The organism is Ralstonia sp. UNC404CL21Col (genome assembly GCF_000620465.1).
Classification (GTDB): domain Bacteria; phylum Pseudomonadota; class Gammaproteobacteria; order Burkholderiales; family Burkholderiaceae; genus Ralstonia; species Ralstonia flatus.
Window position 1 is genome coordinate 16,497 of record NZ_KK211140.1, and the last position, 22,435, is coordinate 38,931.

Genomic DNA, 22,435 nt, shown 5'->3' on the forward strand with positions numbered 1-22,435 from the left:
CAGAAGGCGCTGGCAGGCTTGTCCGGCGCCTTTTTCCACTGCTCGCGATCGCCCGGATGGGGCGGTTGGCGACGGTATAATCGGGCCTTTTCCGTTATTCAATCCGGCTGCGCGCGTTGGCGGCGCGGCTGCAATCGCCGGGGCATCCGGGCGACCCATCACCATGCAAGACAAATACTCCCCGTCCGACGTCGAACAGCAAGCGCAGCAACACTGGCAGGCCCTGGATGCCTACCGCGTGACCGAACACGCGCGCGCTGCTGACGGCTCGGACAAGCCCAAGTTCTACGCCTGCTCGATGCTGCCGTATCCGTCGGGCAAGCTGCACATGGGCCACGTGCGCAACTACACGATCAACGACGTGATGACGCGTCAGCTGCGCATGAAGGGATACAACGTGCTGATGCCGATGGGCTGGGACGCCTTCGGCATGCCGGCGGAAAACGCGGCGCTCAACAACGGCGTGGCACCGGCTGCATGGACCTACGACAACATCGCTTACATGAAGAAGCAGATGCAGTCGATGGGCCTGGCGATCGACTGGTCGCGCGAAGTGGCGACGTGCAGCCCGGACTACTACCGCTGGAACCAGTGGCTGTTCCTGAAGATGCTCGAAAAGGGCATCGCCTACCGCAAGACCGGTACCGTGAACTGGGACCCGGTCGACCAGACCGTGCTCGCCAACGAGCAGGTGATCGACGGGCGCGGCTGGCGTTCGGGCGCGGTGGTGGAAAAGCGCGAGATCCCGATGTACTACCTGGGCATCACCAAGTATGCGCAGGAGTTGCTCTCCGACCTTGACCCGCTGGGCTGGCCCGAGCGCGTCAAGCTGATGCAGCAGAACTGGATCGGCAAGAGCGAGGGTGTGCGTTTTGCATTTCCGCACAACATTGCCGGTGACGACGGCAAGCTGATCAACGACGGCAAGCTGTACGTCTTCACCACGCGTGCCGACACGATCATGGGCGTGACGTTCTGCGCCGTGGCCGCCGAGCATCCGATTGCCGCGCATGCCGCGCAGAGCAACCCGGCGCTCGCCGCGTTCATCGAAGAGTGCAAGCACGGCAGCGTCATGGAAGCCGACATGGCCACCATGGAAAAGAAGGGCATGCCGACCGGCCTGACCGTCACGCATCCGCTTACGGGCGAATCCGTGCCGGTGTGGGTCGGCAACTACGTGCTGATGACCTACGGCGACGGCGCCGTGATGGGCGTGCCCGCGCACGACGAGCGCGACTTTGCCTTTGCCAACAAGTACCACCTGCCCATCAAGCAGGTGATCGACGTGAAGGGCCAGCCGTACGACACGACCACCTGGGCCGACTGGTACGGCGACAAGGAACACGGCGTGCTGTTCCACAGCGGCAAGTACGATGGCCTGAACTATCAACAGGCCGTCGACGCCGTGGCTGCCGATCTGGCCGCACAAGGCCTGGGCGAGAAGAAGACCACCTGGCGCCTGCGCGACTGGGGCATTTCGCGCCAGCGCTACTGGGGCACGCCGATCCCGCTGATCCATTGCGAGAGCTGCGGCGTCGTGCCCGTGCCCGAGCAGGACCTGCCGGTGCGCCTGCCCGAAGATCTCGTTCCGGACGGCACGGGCAACCCGCTCGCTAAGGATCCTCGCTTCCTGAATTGCACGTGCCCGTCGTGCGGCAAGCCCGCGCGCCGCGAGACCGACACGATGGATACCTTCATCGATTCGTGCTGGTACTACATGCGCTATACGTGCCCGGACGGCGAGACCATGGTCGATGCCCGCAACGATTACTGGATGCCGATGGACCAGTACATCGGCGGCATCGAGCACGCGATCCTGCACCTGCTGTATGCGCGCTTCTGGACCAAGGTCATGCGTGACCTGGGCCTCGTTAAATTCGATGAGCCGTTCACCAACCTGCTCACGCAGGGCATGGTGCTCAACGAGACGTACTACCGCGAAGATGCCGCAGGCAAGAAGCAGTGGATCAACCCCGCCGACGTCGACGTGCAGACCGACGAACGCGGCCGCCCGGTGGGGGCCACGCTCAAGGCCGACGGCCAGCCGGTGGTGATCGGCGGCGTGGAAAAGATGTCGAAGTCGAAGAACAACGGCATCGACCCGCAAGCCCTGATCGACCAGTACGGTGCCGACACGGCGCGCCTGTTCACGATGTTCGCCGCGCCGCCCGAGCAACAGCTCGAGTGGAACGACGCCGGTGTGGAGGGCGCCTCGCGTTTCCTGCGCCGTCTGTGGAACTTTGGCGTGGCGCACGCCGACGCCATTCGCGCCGGTCACGGCAATGGCGTTGTGGCGGGTGCAACGGATGCTGATCGCGCGCTGCGCCGCGAGCTGTACACCGTGCTCAAGCAAGCGAACTACGACTACGAGCGCCTGCAGTACAACACCGTCGTCTCGGCGACGATGAAGATGCTCAACGCGCTGGAAGGCGCCAAGGACGCCGGTGCCGATGCGCGCCGCGAAGGCTTGGGGTTGCTGCTGCGCGTGCTGTACCCGGTCGTGCCGCACATCACGCACGTGCTCTGGACGGAACTGGGCTACGCCGGTGCATATGGCGACTTGCTCGACGCCCCGTGGCCGCAGGTCGACGAAGGCGCGCTGGTGCAGAGCGAGATCGAACTCGTGCTGCAGGTCAACGGTAAGGTGCGCGGCAGCATCGTCGTGCCGGCCGACGCCGACCGCGCCGCCATCGAAGCGATTGCCGCCAAGGATGAAGCGGTCCAGAAATTTGCTGAAGGCAAGCCGCCCAAGAAGATCATCGTGGTGCCGGGCCGTCTGGTGAACGTGGTGGCCTGATCGGCCATCCCACTCAAGGAACGCATGGTTATGTCGTTGTCCCGAGGTTTGTCCCGCCGTCGCTTTGGCCGCTCTGTCCTTGCGCTTGCGATTGCGCTGCCGGCGCTGTCCGCTTGCGGTTTCCACATGCGGGGCAATACCGACTTCGCGTTCAAGCGGCTGTACATCAACTTGCCGCAGAACTCGCAGATGCGTGCGCAGTTGCGCCGGCTGATCGACAACGGCTCCGACACCGTCATCGTGTCGGATAAGAAAGACGCCGACGCGCTGCTCGACGTGCTGGCTGAAGACCGCGTGAAGACCATCTCGTCGCTCACGCCGCAGGGTGTGGTGCGCGAGTACCGCATCACGTACCGCTTCCGCTTCCAGCTGCGCGATGCGCACGACAACCTGCTGATCCCGCCGTCGGAAATCACGCAGTTCCGCGATCTCTCGTACAACGAGACGCAGGTGCTCGCCAAGGATTACGAAGAAGCGGCGCTTTACCGGGACATGCAAGGCGATACGATCAACCAGCTCGTGCGGCGCCTGGGCGCCGTGAAGCTGCCGTCGTAAGCGGCGGATCAGGGCAAGGTTTGCCATGCAATTGCGGCTCGATGCGCTTGAAGGTCATCTGAAGCAGGCCACTGCCAAGGGGCTCGCGCCGCTGTACGTGGTGCATGGCGACGAGCACCTGTTGGCGCTGGAAGCTGTCGATGCATTGCGCCAAGCCGCGCGCGCGCAGGGCTTTACCGAGCGCGAGGTGATGAGCGTCGAGCGGGGTTTCTCGTGGTCGCGCGTGACCGAGGCACGGCAGTCGATGTCGCTGTTCGGAGATCGCAAGATCGTCGAGCTGCGCATTCCGTCGGGCAAGCCCGGCAAGGATGGCGGGGAAGCACTGCGCGCATTGGCTGCGGGCACGCCGTCCGGGCCGGCCACCGACACCGTCACGCTGATCACGCTGCCGCGTCTCGATTTTGCGACGGCCAAGTCGGCGTGGTTTGCGGCGCTGGAAGGGGCGGGCGTGTCGATCAAGGTCGATTCGGTGGATCGCACCAAGCTGCCCGGCTGGATTGGCGAGCGTCTCGCGCGCCAGCAGCAACGTGTGGAGCCCGGTGAGCCTGGCCGCCGCGCCCTGCAGTTCATTGCCGACCGTGTGGAAGGCAATCTGCTGGCCGCGCATCAGGAAATCCAGAAACTCGGCTTGCTGCATCCGTCCGGTGTGCTGACGTTCGACGATGTGCACGATGCGGTGCTCAACGTGGCGCGCTACGACGTGTTCAAGCTGTCCGAAGCCATGTTGGCCGGCGATGTGCCGCGTCTGGTGCGCATGCTCGAAGGCCTGCGCGGCGAGGGCGAGGCCACGGTCCTGGTGCTCTGGACGTTGACCGAAGAAATTCGCGTATTATCAAAAATCGCCTCGGGCGCGGCCCAAGGCAAGCCGGTGGCGTCCATGCTGCGAGAACTCCGGGTGTGGGGGCCACGCGAGCGGCTGGTGCCGCAGGCAGCGCAGCGGCTGTCACAGCGCGAGCTGGAGGGTGCGCTCTCCATGGCCGCCAAGCTGGATCGGCAGGTCAAGGGCTTGCGCGAGCCGTCGCTGCCGGCCGAGCCATGGGACGGCCTGCTCCAACTGGCGATGCGCATCGCGCGGCCGGGCAGTCTTCCGGTGCCGGCCTGATCCACACCATCGGCCGCAAGCCTCCGAATTGTCCTCACACTGAATTTGCCGGCAGCTCGCCGGTCGCGATCATCATGAAGCAGCTCGACGTGAACGAATACATGGCCCTGGTCGGCCGTCAGGCGCGCACCGCCTCGCGTGGCATGGCCCGGGCCGGCACCGCGCAGAAGAACCGCGCGTTGTTGCACATTGCCGCCGCCGTCCGTCGCGATGCCGCCAAGCTCAAAGAGGTCAATGCCCGCGACGTCGAGCGCGCTCGCGCCAACGGCCAGGACGCCGCCTTCATCGACCGCCTCACGCTGACCGATCGTGCCATCGAGACCATGGCCGCTGGCCTGGAGCAGATCGCCGCGCTGCCCGACCCGATCGGCGAGATCAGCAACATGAAGTTCCGTCCCACCGGCATCCAGGTCGGCCAGATGCGCGTGCCGCTTGGCGTGATCGGCATCATTTATGAGTCGCGGCCGAACGTGACGGTGGATGCCGCGGCGCTGTGCATCAAGTCGGGCAACGCGACCATTCTGCGCGGCGGCTCCGAAGCGATCGAATCGAACGGCGCGCTGGCGGCGCTCATCGAGGAAGGGCTGGCCGATGCTGGCCTGCCCGCCAACGCCGTGCAGGTGGTGGCCACCACCGACCGCGCGGCGGTCGGCAAGCTCATCACCATGACGGAGTACGTCGATGTGATCGTCCCCCGCGGCGGCAAGAGCCTGATCGCGCGACTGATCGAAGAAGCGCGGGTGCCGATGATCAAGCATCTGGACGGCATCTGCCACGTCTACATCGACGTCGATGCCGACATCGAGAAGGCCGTGCGCGTGTGCGACAACGCCAAGACGCAGCGCTACGCACCGTGCAACACGATGGAAACGCTGCTCGTGTCGCGCGATGTGGCTGCGCGCGCGCTGCCGCCGCTGGCAAAGATCTACCAGGACAAGGGCGTGGAACTGCGTGTGTGCCCGGCCACGCGTGCGACGCTTGAAGCCGCAGGCTTCGGCAATCTGAAAGACGCCGTCGAGGCCGACTGGCACACCGAATATCTCGCGCCGATCCTGTCGATCCGCACCGTCGATGGCCTGGACGACGCCATCGAGCACATCAACACCTACGGCTCGGCGCACACCGATTCGATCATCACCGAGAACTACTCGACCGGCATGCGCTTCCTGCGCGAGGTCGATTCGGCCAGCGTGATGATCAACGCGTCCACGCGCTTTGCCGATGGTTTCGAGTACGGCCTGGGCGCCGAGATCGGCATTTCCAACGACAAGCTGCATGCGCGTGGGCCGGTCGGGCTGGAGGGGCTGACCTCGCTGAAATACGTCGTGTTCGGGCACGGCGAGATCCGCACCTGATATCGCTTGCTGCACATTGAGCGCCGCCATGAGCGGCGCGCTGTTTTTACCGATCGCGCTTCACACCATTCACGGGACGCTTCGCATGCTCTGGGTCAAAGCCTTTCACATCGTCTTCATTGCGTCGTGGTTTGCCGGGCTGTTTTATCTGCCGCGCATCTTCGTCAACCTGGCAATGGAGACTGAGCGCGCGGCCATCACGCGCCTGCTGATCATGGCGCGCAAGCTGTTCCGCTTCACGACGATGCTGGCGATTGTCGCGATCCTGCTGGGGCTGTGGCTGTTCCTGGGATATCGCATCGGGCTGTATCCGCCCAATGGCTGGATGCACGCGAAGCTCGCGCTGGTGCTCGTAACGATCGGTTATCACCATGGCTGCGGCGTGCTGCTGCGCAAGTTCGAGGCGGGCGCCAACAAGCGCTCGCACAAGTTCTACCGCTGGTTCAATGAACTGCCGGTGCTGTTGTTGCTGGCGATCACGATCCTGGTGGTCGTCAAGCCATTCTGATTTTTTCTGGTTTTCCGATGGCAACTGCTTACTTCGCGCCATGCCCCCGTGGGCTGGAACAGGCGCTGGCCGATGAACTGGCCGAAATCGCCATTCGCCCCGAGGTCGATGAGCTGGCGGCGTTCGAGGTGGGCCGCACCGTGCCGGGCGGCGTGCATTTCTTCGGCACGCAGGGTGCGGCGTATGCGGTCAACCTGCACAGCCGCATTGCCAGCCGGGTGCTGATGCGCCTGGCTTCGCGCGGGTATCGCTCGGAAGACGACATCTACGCGCTGGCCGCTGCGCAGCGCTGGGAAGACTATTTCACGCCCGACGAGATGATCCGCGTGGACGTGACCGCGCACAAATCGCCGTTGCAGAGCCTGAAGTTTGTCGGCCTGCGCGTGAAGGACGGGGTGTGTGACCGCTTCCGCCAGCGCATGGGCGCGCGGCCCAGCGTCGATACGGTCTCGCCGGACGTGCGCATCTACGCATACCTGACCGAGACCGACTGCACGATCTATCTCGACACCACCGGCGAGCCGCTCTTCAAGCGCGGCTGGCGGCAGGAAAAGGGCGAGGCGCCGCTGAAGGAAAACCTCGCCGCCGGCATCCTGCGCCTGACGGGCTGGACGGGCGCACATGGCATGCCGTTCTACGATCCGATGTGCGGCAGCGGCACGTTCCTCGTTGAAGCCGCGCAACGTGCGCTGGGTATTGCGCCGGGCGGGCAGCGCGCCTTCGCTTGCGAGTGGTTGCAGGACCACGATGCCAAGTGCTTCAAGCGCCTGCGCGAAGCCGCAGCCGATGCGGCGGCCGCATCCATGCGCCGGGCACCACCGCTGGTGGCGGGCGCCGACATTTCCACCGACATGCTCGCCTATGCCGCCGCCAACTGGCAGCGTGCCGGTCTGCCCGGCGAGCCCGTGCTCAAGCAGGTCGATGCGCGCTTCGGTAAGCCGCCGTTCGAGGCGGCCGGCGTGCTGCTGATGAATCCGCCGTACGGCGAACGTATCGCCGTGCGCGGTGCCCACGGTTCGCGCCGCCGCCGGCCGGAAGGCGAGGGCGACGAGGATGGCACCGTGTTCGAACGCGCCAGCCGCGCCATGGGTGCCCCGCGCGACGATGGCCGCCGTCCGATGCGCGAACTGCGTCAGCCGGAGCCACCGCTCCCGATCGACCCCGAGGAAGAGGCCGCCGCCAACGAATTTGCACAGGCCTTTGCGGGCACGCTCAAGCGTGAATTTGCTGGCTGGAAGGCGTTCGTCTTCACGGGCGATCTCTCGATGCCGCGTCGGATGCGGCTGAAGGAATCGCAGCGTACGCCGCTGTACAACGGCAACATCGAATGCCGTCTGTTCCGCTTCGACATGGTGAAGGGCGGCATGCGCGATCGCCCCGAGCGGCCTGTAAAAGGCGATGCCTCAAACGACAACGCCGACGCATAAGCATCGGCGTTGTGTGCCAACGGCGGGCTCCGTTCAGGCGGCCTGCTGACCTTGGAAATGCTCCATCCACGCCGCCAGTTGATCCGGCGTGAGCTGCGTCTGGTTGTCGAGCAGGCGCAGCTTGATCGTTGCGCCATCGCGCTCGGCCGTGAGCGACCACCCCTTGCCGTCGAGCCACAGCAGGAACGCCAGCCATTTGGCATGCGCTTCCGACACCTTGTGCGTGGACGCGGCTTCCAGGAATTCCGTCAGGGTGGTGAGATCCACCACCGCGGCAGCATCGCTGCCCGACGGCGAGACCTTGCCGTGCAGCACCTCGGCCAGCACCTCCAACGCCTGGGCTGCCGGCTTGCTGTCAAAGCGCGACGACAAGTCGAGATAGGCCTGCCGCACTGCGTGGCTGAACTCGCCGGTGCGCAGGCTTTCTTCACCGACCAGCTCGGTGTAGTCCTTCATCGCCCAGTCCGGCTGCGCAAGAGATTGCAGCCCCACGGCGGCGGCGGCACGGAGGTAATCGTTGACGGCGCTGAACGACGACAGTCCCGATACCGCCAGGTACAGCGTCTGCAGCGCCCCGATGCGGTGGGTGAGCGTCTGGCTCTGGCGCACGGTCATCTTCTCGCGCAGCAGCGCGTCGCGCTCGCGGCGCAGGTCAGAGAACTCCAGCGCCTGCTTCAGCTCCACGCGCAGCGCCGTGATGTCCCACGGCTTCTTGATATAGCGGTGAATCTGCCCCTGGTTGACGGCCTCCACCGTGTCTTCGATTTCGGAATAGGCGGTCGTCAGGATGCGCACGAGGTGCGGATACCGCTCGCGTGCATAGCGCAGCAGCTCGTTGCCGAGTTCGCCGGGCATGCGTTGGTCCGACACGAGCACGCCGAGCGTGGCGGCGTGCTGGTCGAGCATGCGCTTGCCTTCTTCGACGGAGGTGGCGGTGACGACCGGCGCCAGTGACCCGATGGCACGGCCGAAGTAAGTCAGCGCCAATGTCTCATCGTCCACGTACAGGATCTTGGGCTCATTGCCCCCGGGATTGGTCATCCGTCACTCCTCATAGCAAATGCAGCCGATACGGCAAACGCGCAGAACACGTGCGGCTTGGTTCGTAAGTCTTGTGGTCTTGTCATGGGAACGTCAGAGTCACGCGCGTGCCTGCGCTGGGTGCAGAATCAATCGCAATCGCTCCCCCGAACGATTGCATGATCCGCGTACAAAAAATCATGCCCATGCCGCTGCCGCCTTCTTCGGCGCGCGTCGTCACGGGGTCGATGGTCAGCCGCGCGAGAACGTCCGGCGCGATGCCGGGGCCGTTGTCTTCGATGCGGATCATGTGCTGCGCGCTGCCGGCATCCGCCGCACGGCCGGCGACGATTTCAAGCTTTGGAGCATGCGTTTGCCGCAGCGCCTGCAAGGCGTTGCTCGTCAGCGACGAGAGCACGAGCATCACGCAGTTGGGCAGCGTCTGGATCGGGAAGTCGTCTTCGACGCGGTACGACACCCATTCGCGCTGCGCGTTCGTGAACGGATACGTGTCGAACAACGAGCGGATCAGGCCGCCCGCGCTGTTGGGCGTGACGGCCGTGCCGGGCTTGCCGTAGGTGTTGCGCACGGAGTTCAGGAACGTGGCGATCACCGAGAGGCAATAGCGCGCGTTGTCCTGCACGCGATCGGCCGCGCGGCCAATCTCGGGCAGCGCGCCTGGCGTGGGCTCGGTCTGGTCCACGCGCATGCGGATGCCGCGCGCAAAGTTGGAGATGGCCGCCAGCGGCGTGTTCAGCTCATGCGCAAGAAAGGCCAGCGTTTCGTCGATTGCCATGAGGCGCTGGGTACGCAAGAGGCGATCCTGGCGCAGGGCCAGCGCCTCCTGCAGCGAGCGCCGAACGTCTTCGGGCTGATAGGGCTTCTCGAGGATCTTGAACACGCGCCCGGTGTTGACGGCCTGGATCAGCAGATCCTTGTCGGCATATGCCGTGACGAGGATGGTCGCAATGTCGCCGTATTCCGCATCGATGAAGCGCAGCAGTTCTGTGCCGTCGCCGCCGGGCATGCGGAAGTCGGTCAGCACCACGCTGATGCGCTCGTGCGAATCGCGCAGCACGGCCTTGGCCTCTTCGACGCTGTTGGCCGTGAGCACCTCGTAGCCGACACCGATCGTGCGTGCAAACCACTTGCAGGCCTGCACTTCGTCGTCGACGTAGAGGATGGTGACGGTGTCCGGCGTGGTGTCCATGATGCCTCTACTCCGAGCGCGGCAGATCGAACGTGAAGCGCGCCCATTCGCCTTCCTGGCTCGTCACCGCCAGGGTGCCGCCGTGGCGCTGGATCACGCTGTAGCTGATCGACAAGCCGAGTCCCAGGCCCTTGCCGACGTCGCGCGTGGTGAAGAACGGCTCGAACACGCGCGACAGGTTCTTCTCGGAGATGCCGGGGCCGTTGTCGGTCACCACCACATGCAGGCGGTTGTCGATCCACTCGCCGGCAATTTCGATGCGCGGGTTCTCGCGCTGCACCTTTTGCATGGCAAGCGCAGCGTTCGACAGCAGATTGATCAGTACGCCAATGATGGCCGCCTCGTCGCCGCGCACGAGCGTGTCGGCCGGCAGCTTGCGTTCGAGCGCCACGCCTCGCAACTCGTGGCTGGTCAGGCGGACGGCCGAGTCGATGGCCTTCTCGACCAGGAATGGCGCATCGGCTTCGCCTTTCTCGGGGCTGCGGTAGGCGAAGGTCTTCAGGTCCGACACGATGTGCTGCACGCGCTGCATGCCTTCCTTGGCATCGGTCAGGCATTCGAGCAGCATCGGGCTGCTCTTGGCGGTCGGGTCTTCCTGCGCCACCGCAATCGCCATCAGGCAGAAATTGACGGGGTTGTTGATCTCATGCAGCAGGCCGGCCGACAGCGTGCCGATGGCGGCCATCTTTTCCTGTTGCAGAAGCTGACCCTTGATGTCGGTGAGGTTCTGATTGGTCTGCGCGAGCTGCTCGTTCTTCTGCGCCACTTCTTCCTTGAGTCGGAAGAGCTGGAAGCGCCCGCGCTCATTGAAGTACGTGTACAGCGTGCTCGTCGCAATCGAGAACAGGATGAACATCGAATGCACGATGAAGATTTCGCGCGACTGGATACCGCCCGGGTGCAGCGTGCAGGCGATCACCCAGAAGATGTACGTGCAGGTGCCGAACAGCACGGCCTGCAGAAAGCCGATCGGCATCACCATGCCCACCGCATAGATCGCCAGGTTCAGCCCCGAGTAATACGGTGAACTGGCGCCCTCGGTGTCGTAGATCATCCACGAGATCATGATCTGCGGGCAGATCAGCCAGAAGAACGTCAGGCTTTGGACGTGCTCCTCGCCCCAGCGCGTGTACAGCACCAGCAGCGCGCCCAGCATGATGATCGACGTGATGACCCGCAGCGAAGCGAACAGCCAGAGCCTGTCCACGTACATGCCGTAGTCCAGCCCGACGCCTGCCAGCACCAGCACGATGCCGGTAATGGCGGCCATGCGGCTGAAGACGAGCCGGAACTGCTTCAGCTCGGCTTGGTATCCGCGATGTGTAATGGGCTCCATGGTGTTCCTGGGAAGCGGATTAGGCGGCGGATGCGGCGGGCCCGGCCACGCTGGCCTGGGCGAATACGTTGACGCCGGTCACGTCGGTATAGACGCGCACGTCGTGCGAGCCTTCGGGCAGCAGTTCGGCCATCAGCGGTTCATCGCGATAGACGAGATACCACTCCAGCACGTGCTCCATCACAAAGCGCATCGGGTTGTTGCCGTGCACGTTGGTCGCAAGAATGGCGCCGCCCCGGCGCGTGCGCGCGGCAAAGTAGGAGAGCAGGCGCTGGCAGACCTTGTTGGACAGATAGTCGAACAGGCCGGCGCAATACACTGCATCGCAATCGCCGGCTTGCGGGCTGTCGGCCGTGATGCGGCGCTTGAGCAGCTGGTGCACCGATTCGTGCACGAAATCGACAGTGACGGTCTTGCGCGCGCGGTCCATCGCACGGCGCATCTGCTCGCGGGTGTAATCGAGCGTCTCCTCGCTGAAGTCCACCAGCTCGAACGACAGCAGCGACGGCTCCGGATGCTGCTGAATGAAGCGCTGGATTTCCACCGCCGGCCCGCAGCCCACGTTCAGCACCTTGAACGTTCGGCCTGCCGCCTTCGCCTGTGCAGCCAGGTCGCTCAGATACTGCACAAGAATGTCGATGCGGTTGCGGTGCGCCTCGGCCACGTCGGTACGAAGGAAAGCGGCGTTGACGATCTGGAAATAGGTGTTCGGGCCCTCGCGCGGGTCGGAGAGGATCTGGTTGACCATTTCATAATCGCCTGCGTAGCCGAGTGGCTTGGTGTACGTGCGATAGATGAACGGCGCGCGCAACAGCAGCGGATGCAGCGCCGCCTGCGCGAACGTGCGGTGTGCGGGTGCAAGCTCCGCCTCGACCTTGCCGGCTTCCGATTCCAGCCCATCCATGTAGCCCTTGAGCTTGAGCATGATCGGCTCGGCCAGCTCCTGGAAGACATCCATGCGCAGCTTGTTGTCCTCGCGCGGCAATGTCTTCGACAGATCCACCTGTTCCACCCAGCGCGACACTTCGGCCAGGAACGCGCGCATCTCGTTGACGACGATCTGATAGTCGCGATGGATGCGGAAACGCTCCTGCCATTCCTGCACGAACGTTCGCGCTTCTTCGCCCACCGAGGCAGGCGTGTCGGCCACTTCCGACAGCTCGCGCCATTCGTCGATCAGCGTGAGCGAGACAACGGCGGTCAGGCCCGTGTTCACCAGGCTGATCACCACCGCCTTGCCGAGATAGGCCTGCCGCGTCCCCATCTTGATCGCGAGTTCGGACAGCACCTCGCTCACCTGCACGATCGAGTAGGGGTTGTAGATCTCCATCACCAGGGCACGCCGCTGCAGCGTGATGATGGTGCCGCGGACCTGCTGACCCTGTGAGTTGCGGAAGCTGACCGCGGGATCGATTTGGTTGGGTGAGTACACGGTGCGAATTTGCCGGAGACTTCAGGGAAAACGTCTGCCAAGCGGGACGCTCACTCCAACAACCGCGCACCCGGGGTCGCACCGCGATCCGGGCACCGCGAACACGGCGCGCCCCGCCGACACTGCCGGGCATGCCGCCGCATCAGTCGTGAAAGCGTGCTTGAAGCCGTCCGCTGGCCATGCGCAATACGCGCCAGCCCGGGCGTCTCTCGCCCAAACCCGCTCCGAGAAGATCGGGGAAGACGATCGACTGCAGCCGGTGCCTTCAGTACTACAACGACGGCACCTTTACTGCCTGCCGATCAACAGCGTGGCAACGGGAATCGTGCAACCGTGAACCATGACCAGACTGGAACGATGCACTCCCCTGACATCCGCAACGCGCGCTGCTTGAACGCGCGGCCCGCTGCTGCATCCCAAATCGTCTCTCAAGGAGAATCCCGCACAGTAATGAACTCCGGGCGCCGTATCGTATGTTGCGTGCCGGCGCCCGTGTTCGCCATGATGCCGCAGCTATGCCACGCATGCATCAGGGCGATTCAACCGGGCCATGCTCTGACGTCATGGCTGCCGAATGACCCAATCGATTGTACTTGCCGAATGTGACCCACACAATGCGGAAACCTGCAGTGCAGAGCAAAGCCGAACCACCATCTCAGCGTGATTTGCGGCCGGTGAGCGCGTCCGGATCCTGCTTGTAGTTGGTGAGGAACTGAGTGTAGCTGTAGACCTGTGCCGGCAGCAGGTGGCTGGGCATGTCGAACAGTGCGTAGTAGTACGGCTCGCGCCCCTGACACACCTCTGCGGGCAGGCAATATTGTTCCCACTCCACACAGGCTGGGGTGTACATGCCGTCGCCGGGCCAGAAGAAGGGGACGATCTGCTTGTCGTGCAGCCCCTTGAGCAGCGCGTCGGGCGCGTTGTAGGCCTCGGCGTTTTCCAGGTGCGTCAGCATGCTTGCGTTGGTCTCGATGACCATGAGCGTTGCCCGACCGTCGGCTGTGAGCAGCAGCACGCCGGCGGGGTGCGGATACAGGTAGTACTCGATGAAGCGGTACCGCGTGGACAGCTCGCGCACGAGCCGTGTGATCGCCGGGTCCGACAGAAAACTGAACGAGTGGCGCGACAGCAGATCGCGCAGTGTGCTCGACAGGTTGCTGAAGTAGCGCACCTGCAGCGCTTCGATTTCCGCGCTGAGCCGCTCGGCCATCGCCGGATTGTCTTTCTTGATGTAACGGTCGATCAGGCCGTCGTTGAAACCCTGCACGGCGATGCTCTCGTCGGCCATGCCGGTGAGCAGGATCGTCATGCACGGCAGGTCTTTGAGCTTGGCGCAGAATTCCAGCCCGTTCATGCGCGGCATGGAGTAATCCACCACGATGACAGAGGGCTGCAGGAAGCGGTTGACCTCGTGGATCTGGCGGTAGACGCGGTCGACGTCGAGCTGGATCGTGCGGCGTTCGGTCGAGAACGTCAGATCGTCGTGGGTGACCCGCACCGGCAGAAAACCCGGCATGCGCAGCGAATGCCACTGGCGCAGCCACGCCAGCGCCTCTTCCGGGTCATTGAAGGCCAACAGCGCACGCGATGGGTCCATCTGGAACCCAAGGCTTTCCACGAACGATTGGCTGTCGTCGACCACCACCGTCAGGGTCGGGTGGAAATAGACCGGCAGGGCGCTGTCCTGTTGCATACGTCGGGAAGAGTCGGAAGAGGGCTGGGTGCAGCGCCCGGCCGGTGTGGCCGGCGCTGCCCGTTTCCACTACGTTACTGTCTGCCGCCGCCGGGAGCAAGCGGAACCCGTCTGACCTGACGGACCGTTGACGGCCGTCAGTGGGGCCGCCAGTGCGCCGTTTTACTCGACGGATTTCACCATGTCCTCGACGACCTTCTTGGCGTCGCCAAACACCATCATCGTCTTGTCCATGTAGAACAGCTCGTTGTCCAGCCCGGCGTAGCCGGCGTTCATCGAGCGCTTGTTCACGATGATGGTCTTGGCCTTGTAGGCCTCCAGGATCGGCATGCCGGCAATGGGCGACTTCGGATCGTTCTTGGCCGCCGGGTTGACCACGTCATTGGCGCCCAGCACCAGCACCACGTCGGCCTGGCCAAACTCGCCGTTGATGTCTTCCATCTCGAAGACTTGGTCGTAAGGCACTTCGGCTTCGGCCAGCAGCACGTTCATGTGGCCCGGCATGCGGCCTGCGACCGGGTGGATCGCGTATTTGACCGTCACGCCCTTGTCCGACAGCTTTTCGGTCAGCTCTTTTAGGGCGTGCTGCGCGCGCGCCACCGCCAGGCCGTAGCCGGGGACGATGATGACGGTTTCGGCGTTGCCCATGAGGAAGGCCGCATCATCGGGCGAACCCGATTTGACCGGGCGCTGCTGCCCGCCGCCACCCGCTGTCGCTCCGGCGGACGCTTCGGAACCAAAGCCGCCCAGGATCACGTTGAAGAACGATCGGTTCATCGCCTTGCACATGATGTAAGACAGAATTGCACCGGATGAACCGACCAGCGAGCCGGCGATGATCAGCATCGGGTTATTGAGCGAAAAGCCGATGCCGGCCGCCGCCCAACCCGAGTACGAGTTCAGCATCGACACCACGACCGGCATGTCGGCGCCGCCGATCGGGATGATGATCAGTACGCCCAGCACAAAGGCGATGGCCGTCATGATGATGAACGGCAGCCAACTCTGGCTGAGGAAGAACAGGATGCCGAAGCCGAGAATGGCCACCGCCAGCAGCAGGTTCAGCATGTGCTGGCCGGCAAACTGCACCGGCGCGCCCTGGAACAGGCGGAACTTGTACTTGCCCGATAGCTTGCCGAAAGCGATCACCGAACCTGAGAACGTGATGGCGCCGACGAAGGTGCCGATGAACAGTTCCACGCGGTTGCCCAGCGGCAGCACGTTGTCGCCCGCCACGGTGATGCCGAAGGCTGACGGTTCTGCCACCGCGGCGACCGCAATACAGACTGCGGCCAGGCCGATCAGCGAGTGCATGGCGGCCACCAGCTCCGGCATCTTGGTCATCTCGACCGTGCGCGCCACGTAGGCGCCGATGCCGCCGCCGACCACCAGGCCCGCGAAGATCAGGATGAAACCCGTGGAGGCGCCGCTCTCGGTGCCCGCAAACATTTCGGCCTTGAGCTTGTAGATGAGCGCGACGGTCGTGACGGCGGCGATCGCCATGCCCGTCATGCCGAACGCGTTGCCGCGCCGCGCCGTGGTCGGGTGGGAAAGCCCCTTGAGTGCCTGGATGAAGCAGACCGAAGCCAGCAGATACAGCAGGGTGACGAGGTTCATGCTCATTGCTTGGCTCCCTCGCTCTGACCGCCCTTGGCCTTCGGCTCTTTCTTCTTGAACATCTCCAGCATGCGCTGGGTGACCAGGAAGCCGCCAAACACATTCACCGCCGCCAGTGCCACCGCCACCACGCCCATCGTGCGGCCCAGGCCCGTTTCCGTGAGGCCCGCCGCCAGCATGGCGCCGACGATGATGATGGCCGAGATGGCATTCGTCACGGCCATCAGCGGCGTATGCAGCGCCGGCGTGACCGTCCAGACCACGTGGTAGCCGACGTAGATCGCCAGCACGAAGATGATCAGATTGATCACCGTGTGATTGACCAGCTCCATTTGCTCCTCCTCGCTTCTTGGTCGATGTGCGAAGCGGCCAGACCGTTCAGGCCTGGCCGCCCGGCGCGTCAGGTTTCCTTGATGGCCTTGATCTTGTTGCCCTCGCCGAGCAGCACGACCTTGGGCTTGTAGCTGGCGACTTCTTCTTCGTTCATCGGTGCGTAGGTGCAGATGATCAGCAGATCACCCACGTGCGCACGGCGCGCTGCGGCACCGTTGAGCGAGATTTCGCCCGAGCCGCGTTTGCCCTTGATGATGTAGGTGGAGAAACGCTCGCCGTTGTTGACGTTGTACAGCTCGATCTTTTCGTATTCGCGCATGTCGGCGGCGTCGAGGAGGTCCTCGTCGATGCCGCACGAACCTTCGTAGTCCAGATCGGCCTGGGTGACCGTCGCGCGGTGCAGCTTGGCGCGAAGCATGTTGCGTTGCATGAAGCTTTCCTTGAAACAGAAATGAAATCGCCACTGGCGGCCGCGCCGGGTTGTGACGCCCGGCAGGCCGCCGTCTCCGTTCTTATTTGGCGGCGCTCGTGGCTGCGGGAGCGCGCACCACCTGGCCGGCCTGGCTGAGCAGGCAGGCGGCCACGATGTCGTCTTCGCGGTTGATGTTCAGGCCGCCATCCTTGTCGATGATCAGCTTGAGGAAATCGAGCACGTTACGGGCGTAGAGGGCGGAGGCGTCGGCCGCCACCATCGACGCGAGGTTGGTGTAGCCCACCAGCGTGACGCCGTGTTTGACGACCACGCGGTCGGCTTCGGTCAGTGGGCAGTTGCCGCCTTGCGCTGCCGCCAGATCGACGACGACCGAGCCGGGCTTCATGGCTTGCACGGTGGCTTCCGACAACAGCGTCGGCGCGCGGCGGCCCGGGATCAGCGCCGTCGTGATGACGATGTCGGCCTGGGTTGCGCGCGTGTGCACCAGTTCCGCTTGGCGGCGCATCCAGTCGGGCGGCATCGGGCGGGCATAGCCGCCGACGCCCTGGGCGATTTCGCGCTCTTCGTCCGTCAGGAACGGCACGTCCAGGAACTTGGCGCCCAGCGATTCGATCTGCTCTTTCACCGCCGGCCGCACATCGGATGCCTCAATGACGGCACCCAGACGCTTGGCCGTGGCGATGGCCTGCAGGCCGGCCACACCAGCGCCGAGGATCAGCACCCGCGCGGCTTTCACGGTGCCGGCTGCGGTCATCAGCATCGGCATGAAACGCTGGTAATGGTTGGCAGCGACGATCACCGCCTTATAGCCAGCGATGTTGGCCTGGGAGGACAGCACGTCCATGCTTTGCGCGCGTGTGGTGCGCGGCGCGGCTTCCAGTGCGAACGCGGTGACGTTGGCGGTGGCGAGGCGGGCCGTGTTCTCGTCATCGAACGGGTTGAGCATGCCGACCAGCACGGCGCCCGGCTGCATCTGCGCCAGTTCGGCCGCTTCCGGCGAGCGCACCTTGAGCACGATCTGCGCGCCCAGCGCCTCGGCGGCGGTGCCGATCTTGGCGCCGGCTGCCACGTAGGCGTCGTCGGGCTGGGCAGCGGCGACACCTGCACCCGATTGCACCGTCACCTGATGGCCAAGCGCCACGTACTTTTTCACCGTTTCCGGGGTCGCGGCAACGCGCGTCTCGTCCGCCCGCGTCTCCTGCGGGATGCCGATGTGCATCGTGTTCTCTCCTCGCTGATTATGGTTAGGATGCGCGCGAAGTGAACGAAGGCGCGCTGGATCAGGATCGACGTGCAGCTTACCCGAACTTTTTGGCGCACGGACGCTCGTCGAATGCCATGTCGAATATCCGAACCGACATGGAATGCGGGCCGATTCTGCGCAAACGTGTGCTCAATTGCTCACAACTCTGCGCCGGCGCGGCATGCTCCTGTTCCGGTGCCCCATGCAAGCGGGGAGGGCGGCCTCCAGCTACAATAACGCCTTGTTTTTGTTGCCTTTTTGCCATGAACCAAGCTGTCCGCTGGAAACCCAGCGTTACCGTTGCCGCCGTCATTGAACAGGACGGGCGCTTTCTGCTGGTGGAGGAGCACACCGATGTCGGCTTGCGCCTGAACCAGCCCGCCGGCCATCTCGACCCGGACGAAAGCCTGGTCGACGCCGTCGCGCGCGAGGCACTCGAAGAAACCGCGCACAGCTTTGTGCCGACCGCGTTTCTGGGCTGCTACATGGCACAGTTCCAGCCGCCGCAGGGCGATCCGGTCACCTACGTGCGGATGGCCTTTGCTGGCGAGCTGGGCCCCCAAGACCCGCGCCGCACGCTGGACGACGGCATCGTTCGCACCGTGTGGATGACGGCGGATGAAATCCGCGCCAGCCGCGAGCGCCATCGCAGCCCGCTGCTGCTCGCCTGCGTGGAGGACTACCTGGCCGGCAAGCGCTATCCGCTTGACGTTATCCACACACACGCGAGCGTGTACGGCCTGGGAGCGCAGTCATGAGCAAGAAGCGCATTGTCGTCGGGATGTCCGGCGGCGTGGACTCGTCCGTCACTGCGTGGCTGCTCAAACAGCAAGGCTATGACGTCGTCGGCCTGTTCATGAAGAACTGGGAAGACGATGACGACAGCGAATACTGCTCAACCCGGCAGGACTGGATCGACGTGGTCTCGGTGGCCGACCTGATCGGCGTCGACGTCGAAGCCGTCAACTTTGCCGCCGAGTACAAAGACCGCGTGTTTGCAGACTTCCTGCGCGAATACTCCGCCGGCCGCACGCCCAATCCCGACGTGCTTTGCAACGCCGAGATCAAGTTCAAGGCCTTCCTCGACCACGCGATGGCGCTTGGTGCCGACACGATCGCGACCGGGCACTACGCCCGCGTGCGCGAGGTCGACGGCCGCTTCGAACTGCTCAAGGCGTTCGATCACACGAAGGATCAGAGCTACTTCCTGCACCGCCTGAATCAGGCGCAGCTTTCACGCACGCTCTTCCCGCTGGGCGAGATGCCCAAGACGAAGGTGCGGGAAATCGCCGCCGAGATCGGTCTGCCCAACGCCAAGAAGAAGGATTCCACCGGCATCTGCTTTATCGGCGAGCGGCCGTTTCGCGATTTCCTGAATCGCTACCTGCCGACCAAGCCCGGCCCGATCAAGACGCCGGACGGCAAGACCATTGGCGAGCACATCGGCCTGGCGTTCTACACGCGGGGGCAGCGCAAGGGCATCGGCATCGGCGGCAGCCGCGACGGCAACGGCGATGCCTGGTACGTGGCCCGCAAGGACATGGCGGCCAACACGTTGTATGTGGTGCAGGGTCACGACCACCCGTGGCTGCTGGCGCATACCGTGCACGCTGACGATCTAAGCTGGGTTGCCGGCCACGCGCCCGCAGAAGGCACGCACCTTGGCGCCAAGACGCGTTACCGCCAGGCGGATGCGCCTTGCACGGTCGCACGCGCGGCCGACGGCGCACTGACGTTGGCCTTCCCAGAGGCGCAGTGGGCGGTCACGCCGGGCCAATCTGCCGTGTTGTACGACGGTGAAATCTGCCTGGGCGGCGGCATTATTTCGGCAGCCGAGCCTGCAGTCGTCGAAAAGGCTGTCGCTTAAGCGGTTTCTGCAACACTGCGTTGTGACGGCTGCGGCTGTTGCGGCACTCGTTTAAGCTTGCGCCCTGATTTGTCTTCACACAGGGTTGGTCATGCTGCCACGTCGTTACTGGGCCTTTGCGGGCGTTGTGCTGTTGTTTGCCGTCACCGCCGGGTTTGCGGTAGCGGGGCGCCTGCATTGGGTGTGCGCGGTCATTCCGGGCATGTTCGTCATCCTGGGCGTGCACGACATCACGCAGACGCGCCACTCGGTGTTGCGCAACTACCCGCTCTGGGGCCATTTCCGCTTCCTGTTCGAGTTCATTCGTCCGGAAATCCGCCAGTATTTCGTTGAAGACGACACCGACGAAAAGCCGTTTTCGCGCGCCCAGCGCAGCATCGTTTATCAGCGCGCCAAAGGCGAGGTCGATAGCCGTCCGTTCGGCACGGAAGTCGATGTAAAGGTGGCCGGTCACGAATGGATCGGCCATTCGCTGGCGCCAACGCGCATTGCCTCGTCGGACTTCCGCGTGATGGTCGGCGAGGGCCGCGCCAAGCCGTATTCGATGTCGGTGTTCAACATCTCGGCGATGAGCTTCGGGGCGCTGTCGGGCAATGCCATTCGCGCGCTCAACCGCGGTGCCAAACTCGGCAACTTCATCCACGACACGGGCGAGGGTTCGATCTCGCAGTACCACCGCGAAGAGGGCGGCGACCTGATCTGGGAAGTCGCCTCCGGCTATTTCGGCTGCCGCGATGCCAACGGCCGCTTTGATCCGGACCGCTTTGCCGAACAGGCGCGCAGCCCGCAGGTGAAGATGATCGAGGTGAAGCTGTCGCAGGGTGCCAAGCCGGGTCACGGTGGCGTCTTGCCTGCGGCCAAGGTGACACCCGAGATTGCCGCCACGCGCGGCATCCAGATCGGCAAGGATTGCATCTCGCCGGCCGCGCATTCGGAGTTCAACTCGCCGTTGGGTTTGCTGCAGTTTGTGGATCGCCTGCGTACGCTGTCGGGCGGCAAGCCGACCGGCTTCAAGCTGTGCATCGGGCATCCGTGGGAGTTCTTCGGCATCGTCAAGGCGATGCTCGAGTCCGGCATCCTCCCGGACTTCATCGTCGTTGACGGCGCGGAAGGCGGCACGGGCGCGGCGCCGCTGGAATTTACCGACCACGTTGGCACGCCGCTGCAGGAAGGGCTGCTGCTGGTGCACAACACGCTGGTCGGGACCAATCTGCGCGACAAGGTCAAGATTGGCGCGTCGGGCAAGATCGTCACGGCGTTCGATGTGGCTCGCACGCTGGCAATGGGTGCCGACTGGTGCAACGCTGCGCGTGGCTTCATGTTCGCGCTGGGCTGCATCCAGGCGCAGAAGTGCCACACCGACCGCTGCCCGACCGGCGTGGCGACACAAGACCCATCTCGTCAGAAGGCGCTGGTGGTGCCGGACAAGGCCGAGCGCGTGCATCAATATCACGCGCATACCCTGCATGCGCTGTTGGAGCTGACGCAGGCGGCCGGTCTGCAGCATCCTGCGGATTTCCGCGCGCACCACATCGTGCGGCGCGTGTCGGGCAACGAGGTGCAGTTGCTCTCGACGCTGCTCAAGTACCTGGAACCCGGCGATCTGCTGGCCGGGCGGTACCGTTATCAACTGTATGAGCGCTACTGGCCGATGGCCCAGGCCGAACGGTTTGATCCGGTGGCCGTGTAACGCTCGGCAGTTGCCCTGGATTACTGCGGCTGGGTTTCCATGAAACTCGGCCGCTTTTCAATGCGCACGTAGAACGCGGCGAGATTCGCGTGACGCTCGCGCCAGTCGATCTGCGGCTGGCGGAAATCCAGGTAGGCAAGTGCGCAGCCGACGGCGATGTCGGCCAGCGTCAGGTGGTTGCCGTTGCACCAGGTCTTGTCGGCCAGGCCTTGCGACATGGCTTGCAGGGCCTGATCGATCTTGTGGCTCTGGCGCGCGAGCCACGTTTCGCTGCGCTGCTCCGGTGTGCGCTGCGTATGTTCGATGCGCAGCATGAGCGCGGCGTCGAGCAGGCCGTCGGCCAGCGCTTCCCAGCAGCGCACTTCCACACGTTCCCGGCTTGATGGCGGAATGAGGCGCGCCACCGGCGACAGCGTGTCGGCGTATTCCGCAATGACGCGCGAGTCGAACAGGGCGCCGCCGTCGTCCATTACCAGGCAGGGCACCTTGCCCAGCGGGTTGAACTGGTGGATCTGCGTACCTGCGCTCCACACGTCTTCCAGCACGAACTGGTAGTCGATTTTCTTTTCAGCCAGGACCACGCGCACCTTGCGGGTGTACGGGCTGGCGTGCGATCCGATCAGTTTCATAGGCATGTCATGTTGGAGGCGGAAGTATAGCCGCGCACTTTCCCGAGTGCGCTGGGCGGCGCCTGAACCCAACTCAACCAAACGGAGGCTTGCTTTAGGCCGGATTGGCCGTGAAAGGCAGGTGCCGGGTGGTAAAATCGCGGGCTCGCTTGGGTGCGCGTATGCACCTTGGTTCAACGCGCAACGCT

General features: G+C 64.2%; 19 protein-coding genes. 9 read left to right on the plus strand and 10 right to left on the minus strand.

Annotated features, from left to right (window positions below; genetic code table 11):
- Positions 1-163 precede the first annotated feature (163 nt).
- The 6 genes from leuS (at position 164) to N511_RS0118035 (ending at position 7,744) form a co-directional block, all read left to right on the plus strand.
- Positions 164-2,797 carry a leucine--tRNA ligase gene (leuS, locus tag N511_RS0118010; protein WP_027680550.1) on the plus strand — a complete coding sequence of 878 codons (2,634 nt, stop codon included), beginning with the start codon at positions 164-166 and terminating at the stop codon, positions 2,795-2,797.
- A 30-nt stretch (positions 2,798-2,827) separates the two neighbouring features.
- Complete coding sequence (locus N511_RS0118015) at positions 2,828-3,352, plus strand: LPS-assembly lipoprotein LptE (RefSeq protein WP_037027129.1); 525 nt, start codon at positions 2,828-2,830, stop codon at positions 3,350-3,352.
- A gap of 25 nt (positions 3,353-3,377) precedes the next feature.
- The gene (gene holA, locus N511_RS0118020; RefSeq protein ID WP_027680551.1) at positions 3,378-4,454 is read left to right on the plus strand and encodes a DNA polymerase III subunit delta; all 1,077 of its coding nucleotides are present in this window, start codon (positions 3,378-3,380) and stop codon (positions 4,452-4,454) included.
- Between the two features lie 74 nt (positions 4,455-4,528).
- Positions 4,529-5,809: a glutamate-5-semialdehyde dehydrogenase gene (locus tag N511_RS0118025; protein ID WP_027680552.1), complete on the plus strand. Its 1,281-nt coding sequence runs from the start codon at positions 4,529-4,531 to the stop codon at positions 5,807-5,809.
- Positions 5,810-5,894: 85 nt separating this feature from the next.
- Positions 5,895-6,317: a CopD family protein gene (locus tag N511_RS0118030; RefSeq protein WP_027680553.1), complete on the plus strand. Its 423-nt coding sequence runs from the start codon at positions 5,895-5,897 to the stop codon at positions 6,315-6,317.
- 17 nt (positions 6,318-6,334) lie between these two features.
- The gene (locus tag N511_RS0118035) at positions 6,335-7,744 is read left to right on the plus strand and encodes a THUMP domain-containing class I SAM-dependent RNA methyltransferase (RefSeq protein WP_027680554.1); all 1,410 of its coding nucleotides are present in this window, start codon (positions 6,335-6,337) and stop codon (positions 7,742-7,744) included.
- Between the two features lie 33 nt (positions 7,745-7,777).
- Here N511_RS0118035 and N511_RS0118040 read toward each other — a convergent pair whose 3' ends face one another.
- From N511_RS0118040 to N511_RS0118080, 9 genes are all read right to left on the minus strand, one after another.
- The gene (locus N511_RS0118040) at positions 7,778-8,785 is read right to left on the minus strand and encodes a response regulator (protein ID WP_027680555.1); all 1,008 of its coding nucleotides are present in this window, start codon (positions 8,783-8,785) and stop codon (positions 7,778-7,780) included.
- An 82-nt stretch (positions 8,786-8,867) separates the two neighbouring features.
- Positions 8,868-9,974: a two-component system hybrid sensor histidine kinase/response regulator PhcR gene (phcR, locus tag N511_RS0118045; protein ID WP_027680556.1), complete on the minus strand. Its 1,107-nt coding sequence runs from the start codon at positions 9,972-9,974 to the stop codon at positions 8,868-8,870.
- Positions 9,975-9,981: 7 nt separating this feature from the next.
- On the minus strand, positions 9,982-11,310 hold the full coding sequence (locus N511_RS0118050; protein WP_027680557.1) for a sensor histidine kinase: 1,329 nt from the start codon (positions 11,308-11,310) through the stop codon (positions 9,982-9,984).
- 19 nt (positions 11,311-11,329) lie between these two features.
- On the minus strand, positions 11,330-12,742 hold the full coding sequence (gene phcB / locus N511_RS0118055; protein ID WP_027680558.1) for a class I SAM-dependent methyltransferase PhcB: 1,413 nt from the start codon (positions 12,740-12,742) through the stop codon (positions 11,330-11,332).
- A 655-nt stretch (positions 12,743-13,397) separates the two neighbouring features.
- Positions 13,398-14,435 (minus strand): response regulator, encoded by a 1,038-nt coding sequence (locus N511_RS0118060; RefSeq protein WP_027680559.1) that lies wholly within the window; start codon positions 14,433-14,435, stop codon positions 13,398-13,400.
- Between the two features lie 162 nt (positions 14,436-14,597).
- On the minus strand, positions 14,598-16,058 hold the full coding sequence (locus N511_RS0118065; protein WP_027680560.1) for an NAD(P)(+) transhydrogenase (Re/Si-specific) subunit beta: 1,461 nt from the start codon (positions 16,056-16,058) through the stop codon (positions 14,598-14,600).
- Positions 16,055-16,384 (minus strand): NAD(P) transhydrogenase subunit alpha, encoded by a 330-nt coding sequence (locus N511_RS0118070; RefSeq protein ID WP_027680561.1) that lies wholly within the window; start codon positions 16,382-16,384, stop codon positions 16,055-16,057. The genes N511_RS0118065 and N511_RS0118070 overlap by 4 nt, the downstream gene beginning before the upstream one ends.
- A 68-nt stretch (positions 16,385-16,452) precedes the next feature.
- Positions 16,453-16,815, minus strand: a complete 363-nt coding sequence (panD, locus tag N511_RS0118075) for an aspartate 1-decarboxylase (protein WP_009241493.1) — start codon at positions 16,813-16,815, stop codon at positions 16,453-16,455.
- A gap of 82 nt (positions 16,816-16,897) precedes the next feature.
- On the minus strand, positions 16,898-18,037 hold the full coding sequence (locus N511_RS0118080; protein WP_027680562.1) for a Re/Si-specific NAD(P)(+) transhydrogenase subunit alpha: 1,140 nt from the start codon (positions 18,035-18,037) through the stop codon (positions 16,898-16,900).
- A gap of 287 nt (positions 18,038-18,324) precedes the next feature.
- On the opposite strand from N511_RS0118080, the gene N511_RS0118085 reads away from it, so the two are divergent.
- The 3 genes from N511_RS0118085 to N511_RS0118095 all read left to right on the plus strand — a co-directional run bounded on the left by N511_RS0118085 (position 18,325) and on the right by N511_RS0118095 (position 21,618).
- Positions 18,325-18,819 (plus strand): NUDIX hydrolase, encoded by a 495-nt coding sequence (locus N511_RS0118085; RefSeq protein ID WP_027680563.1) that lies wholly within the window; start codon positions 18,325-18,327, stop codon positions 18,817-18,819.
- Complete coding sequence (gene mnmA / locus N511_RS0118090) at positions 18,816-19,928, plus strand: tRNA 2-thiouridine(34) synthase MnmA (protein WP_027680564.1); 1,113 nt, start codon at positions 18,816-18,818, stop codon at positions 19,926-19,928. The genes N511_RS0118085 and mnmA overlap by 4 nt, the downstream gene beginning before the upstream one ends.
- A gap of 91 nt (positions 19,929-20,019) precedes the next feature.
- The gene (locus tag N511_RS0118095) at positions 20,020-21,618 is read left to right on the plus strand and encodes an FMN-binding glutamate synthase family protein (RefSeq protein WP_027680565.1); all 1,599 of its coding nucleotides are present in this window, start codon (positions 20,020-20,022) and stop codon (positions 21,616-21,618) included.
- 20 nt (positions 21,619-21,638) lie between these two features.
- On the opposite strand, the gene N511_RS0118100 is transcribed toward N511_RS0118095, so the two are convergent.
- Entirely contained in the window at positions 21,639-22,247 is a 609-nt protein-coding gene (locus N511_RS0118100) for a glutathione S-transferase (RefSeq protein ID WP_027680566.1), read from the minus strand.
- Positions 22,248-22,435 lie beyond the last annotated feature (188 nt).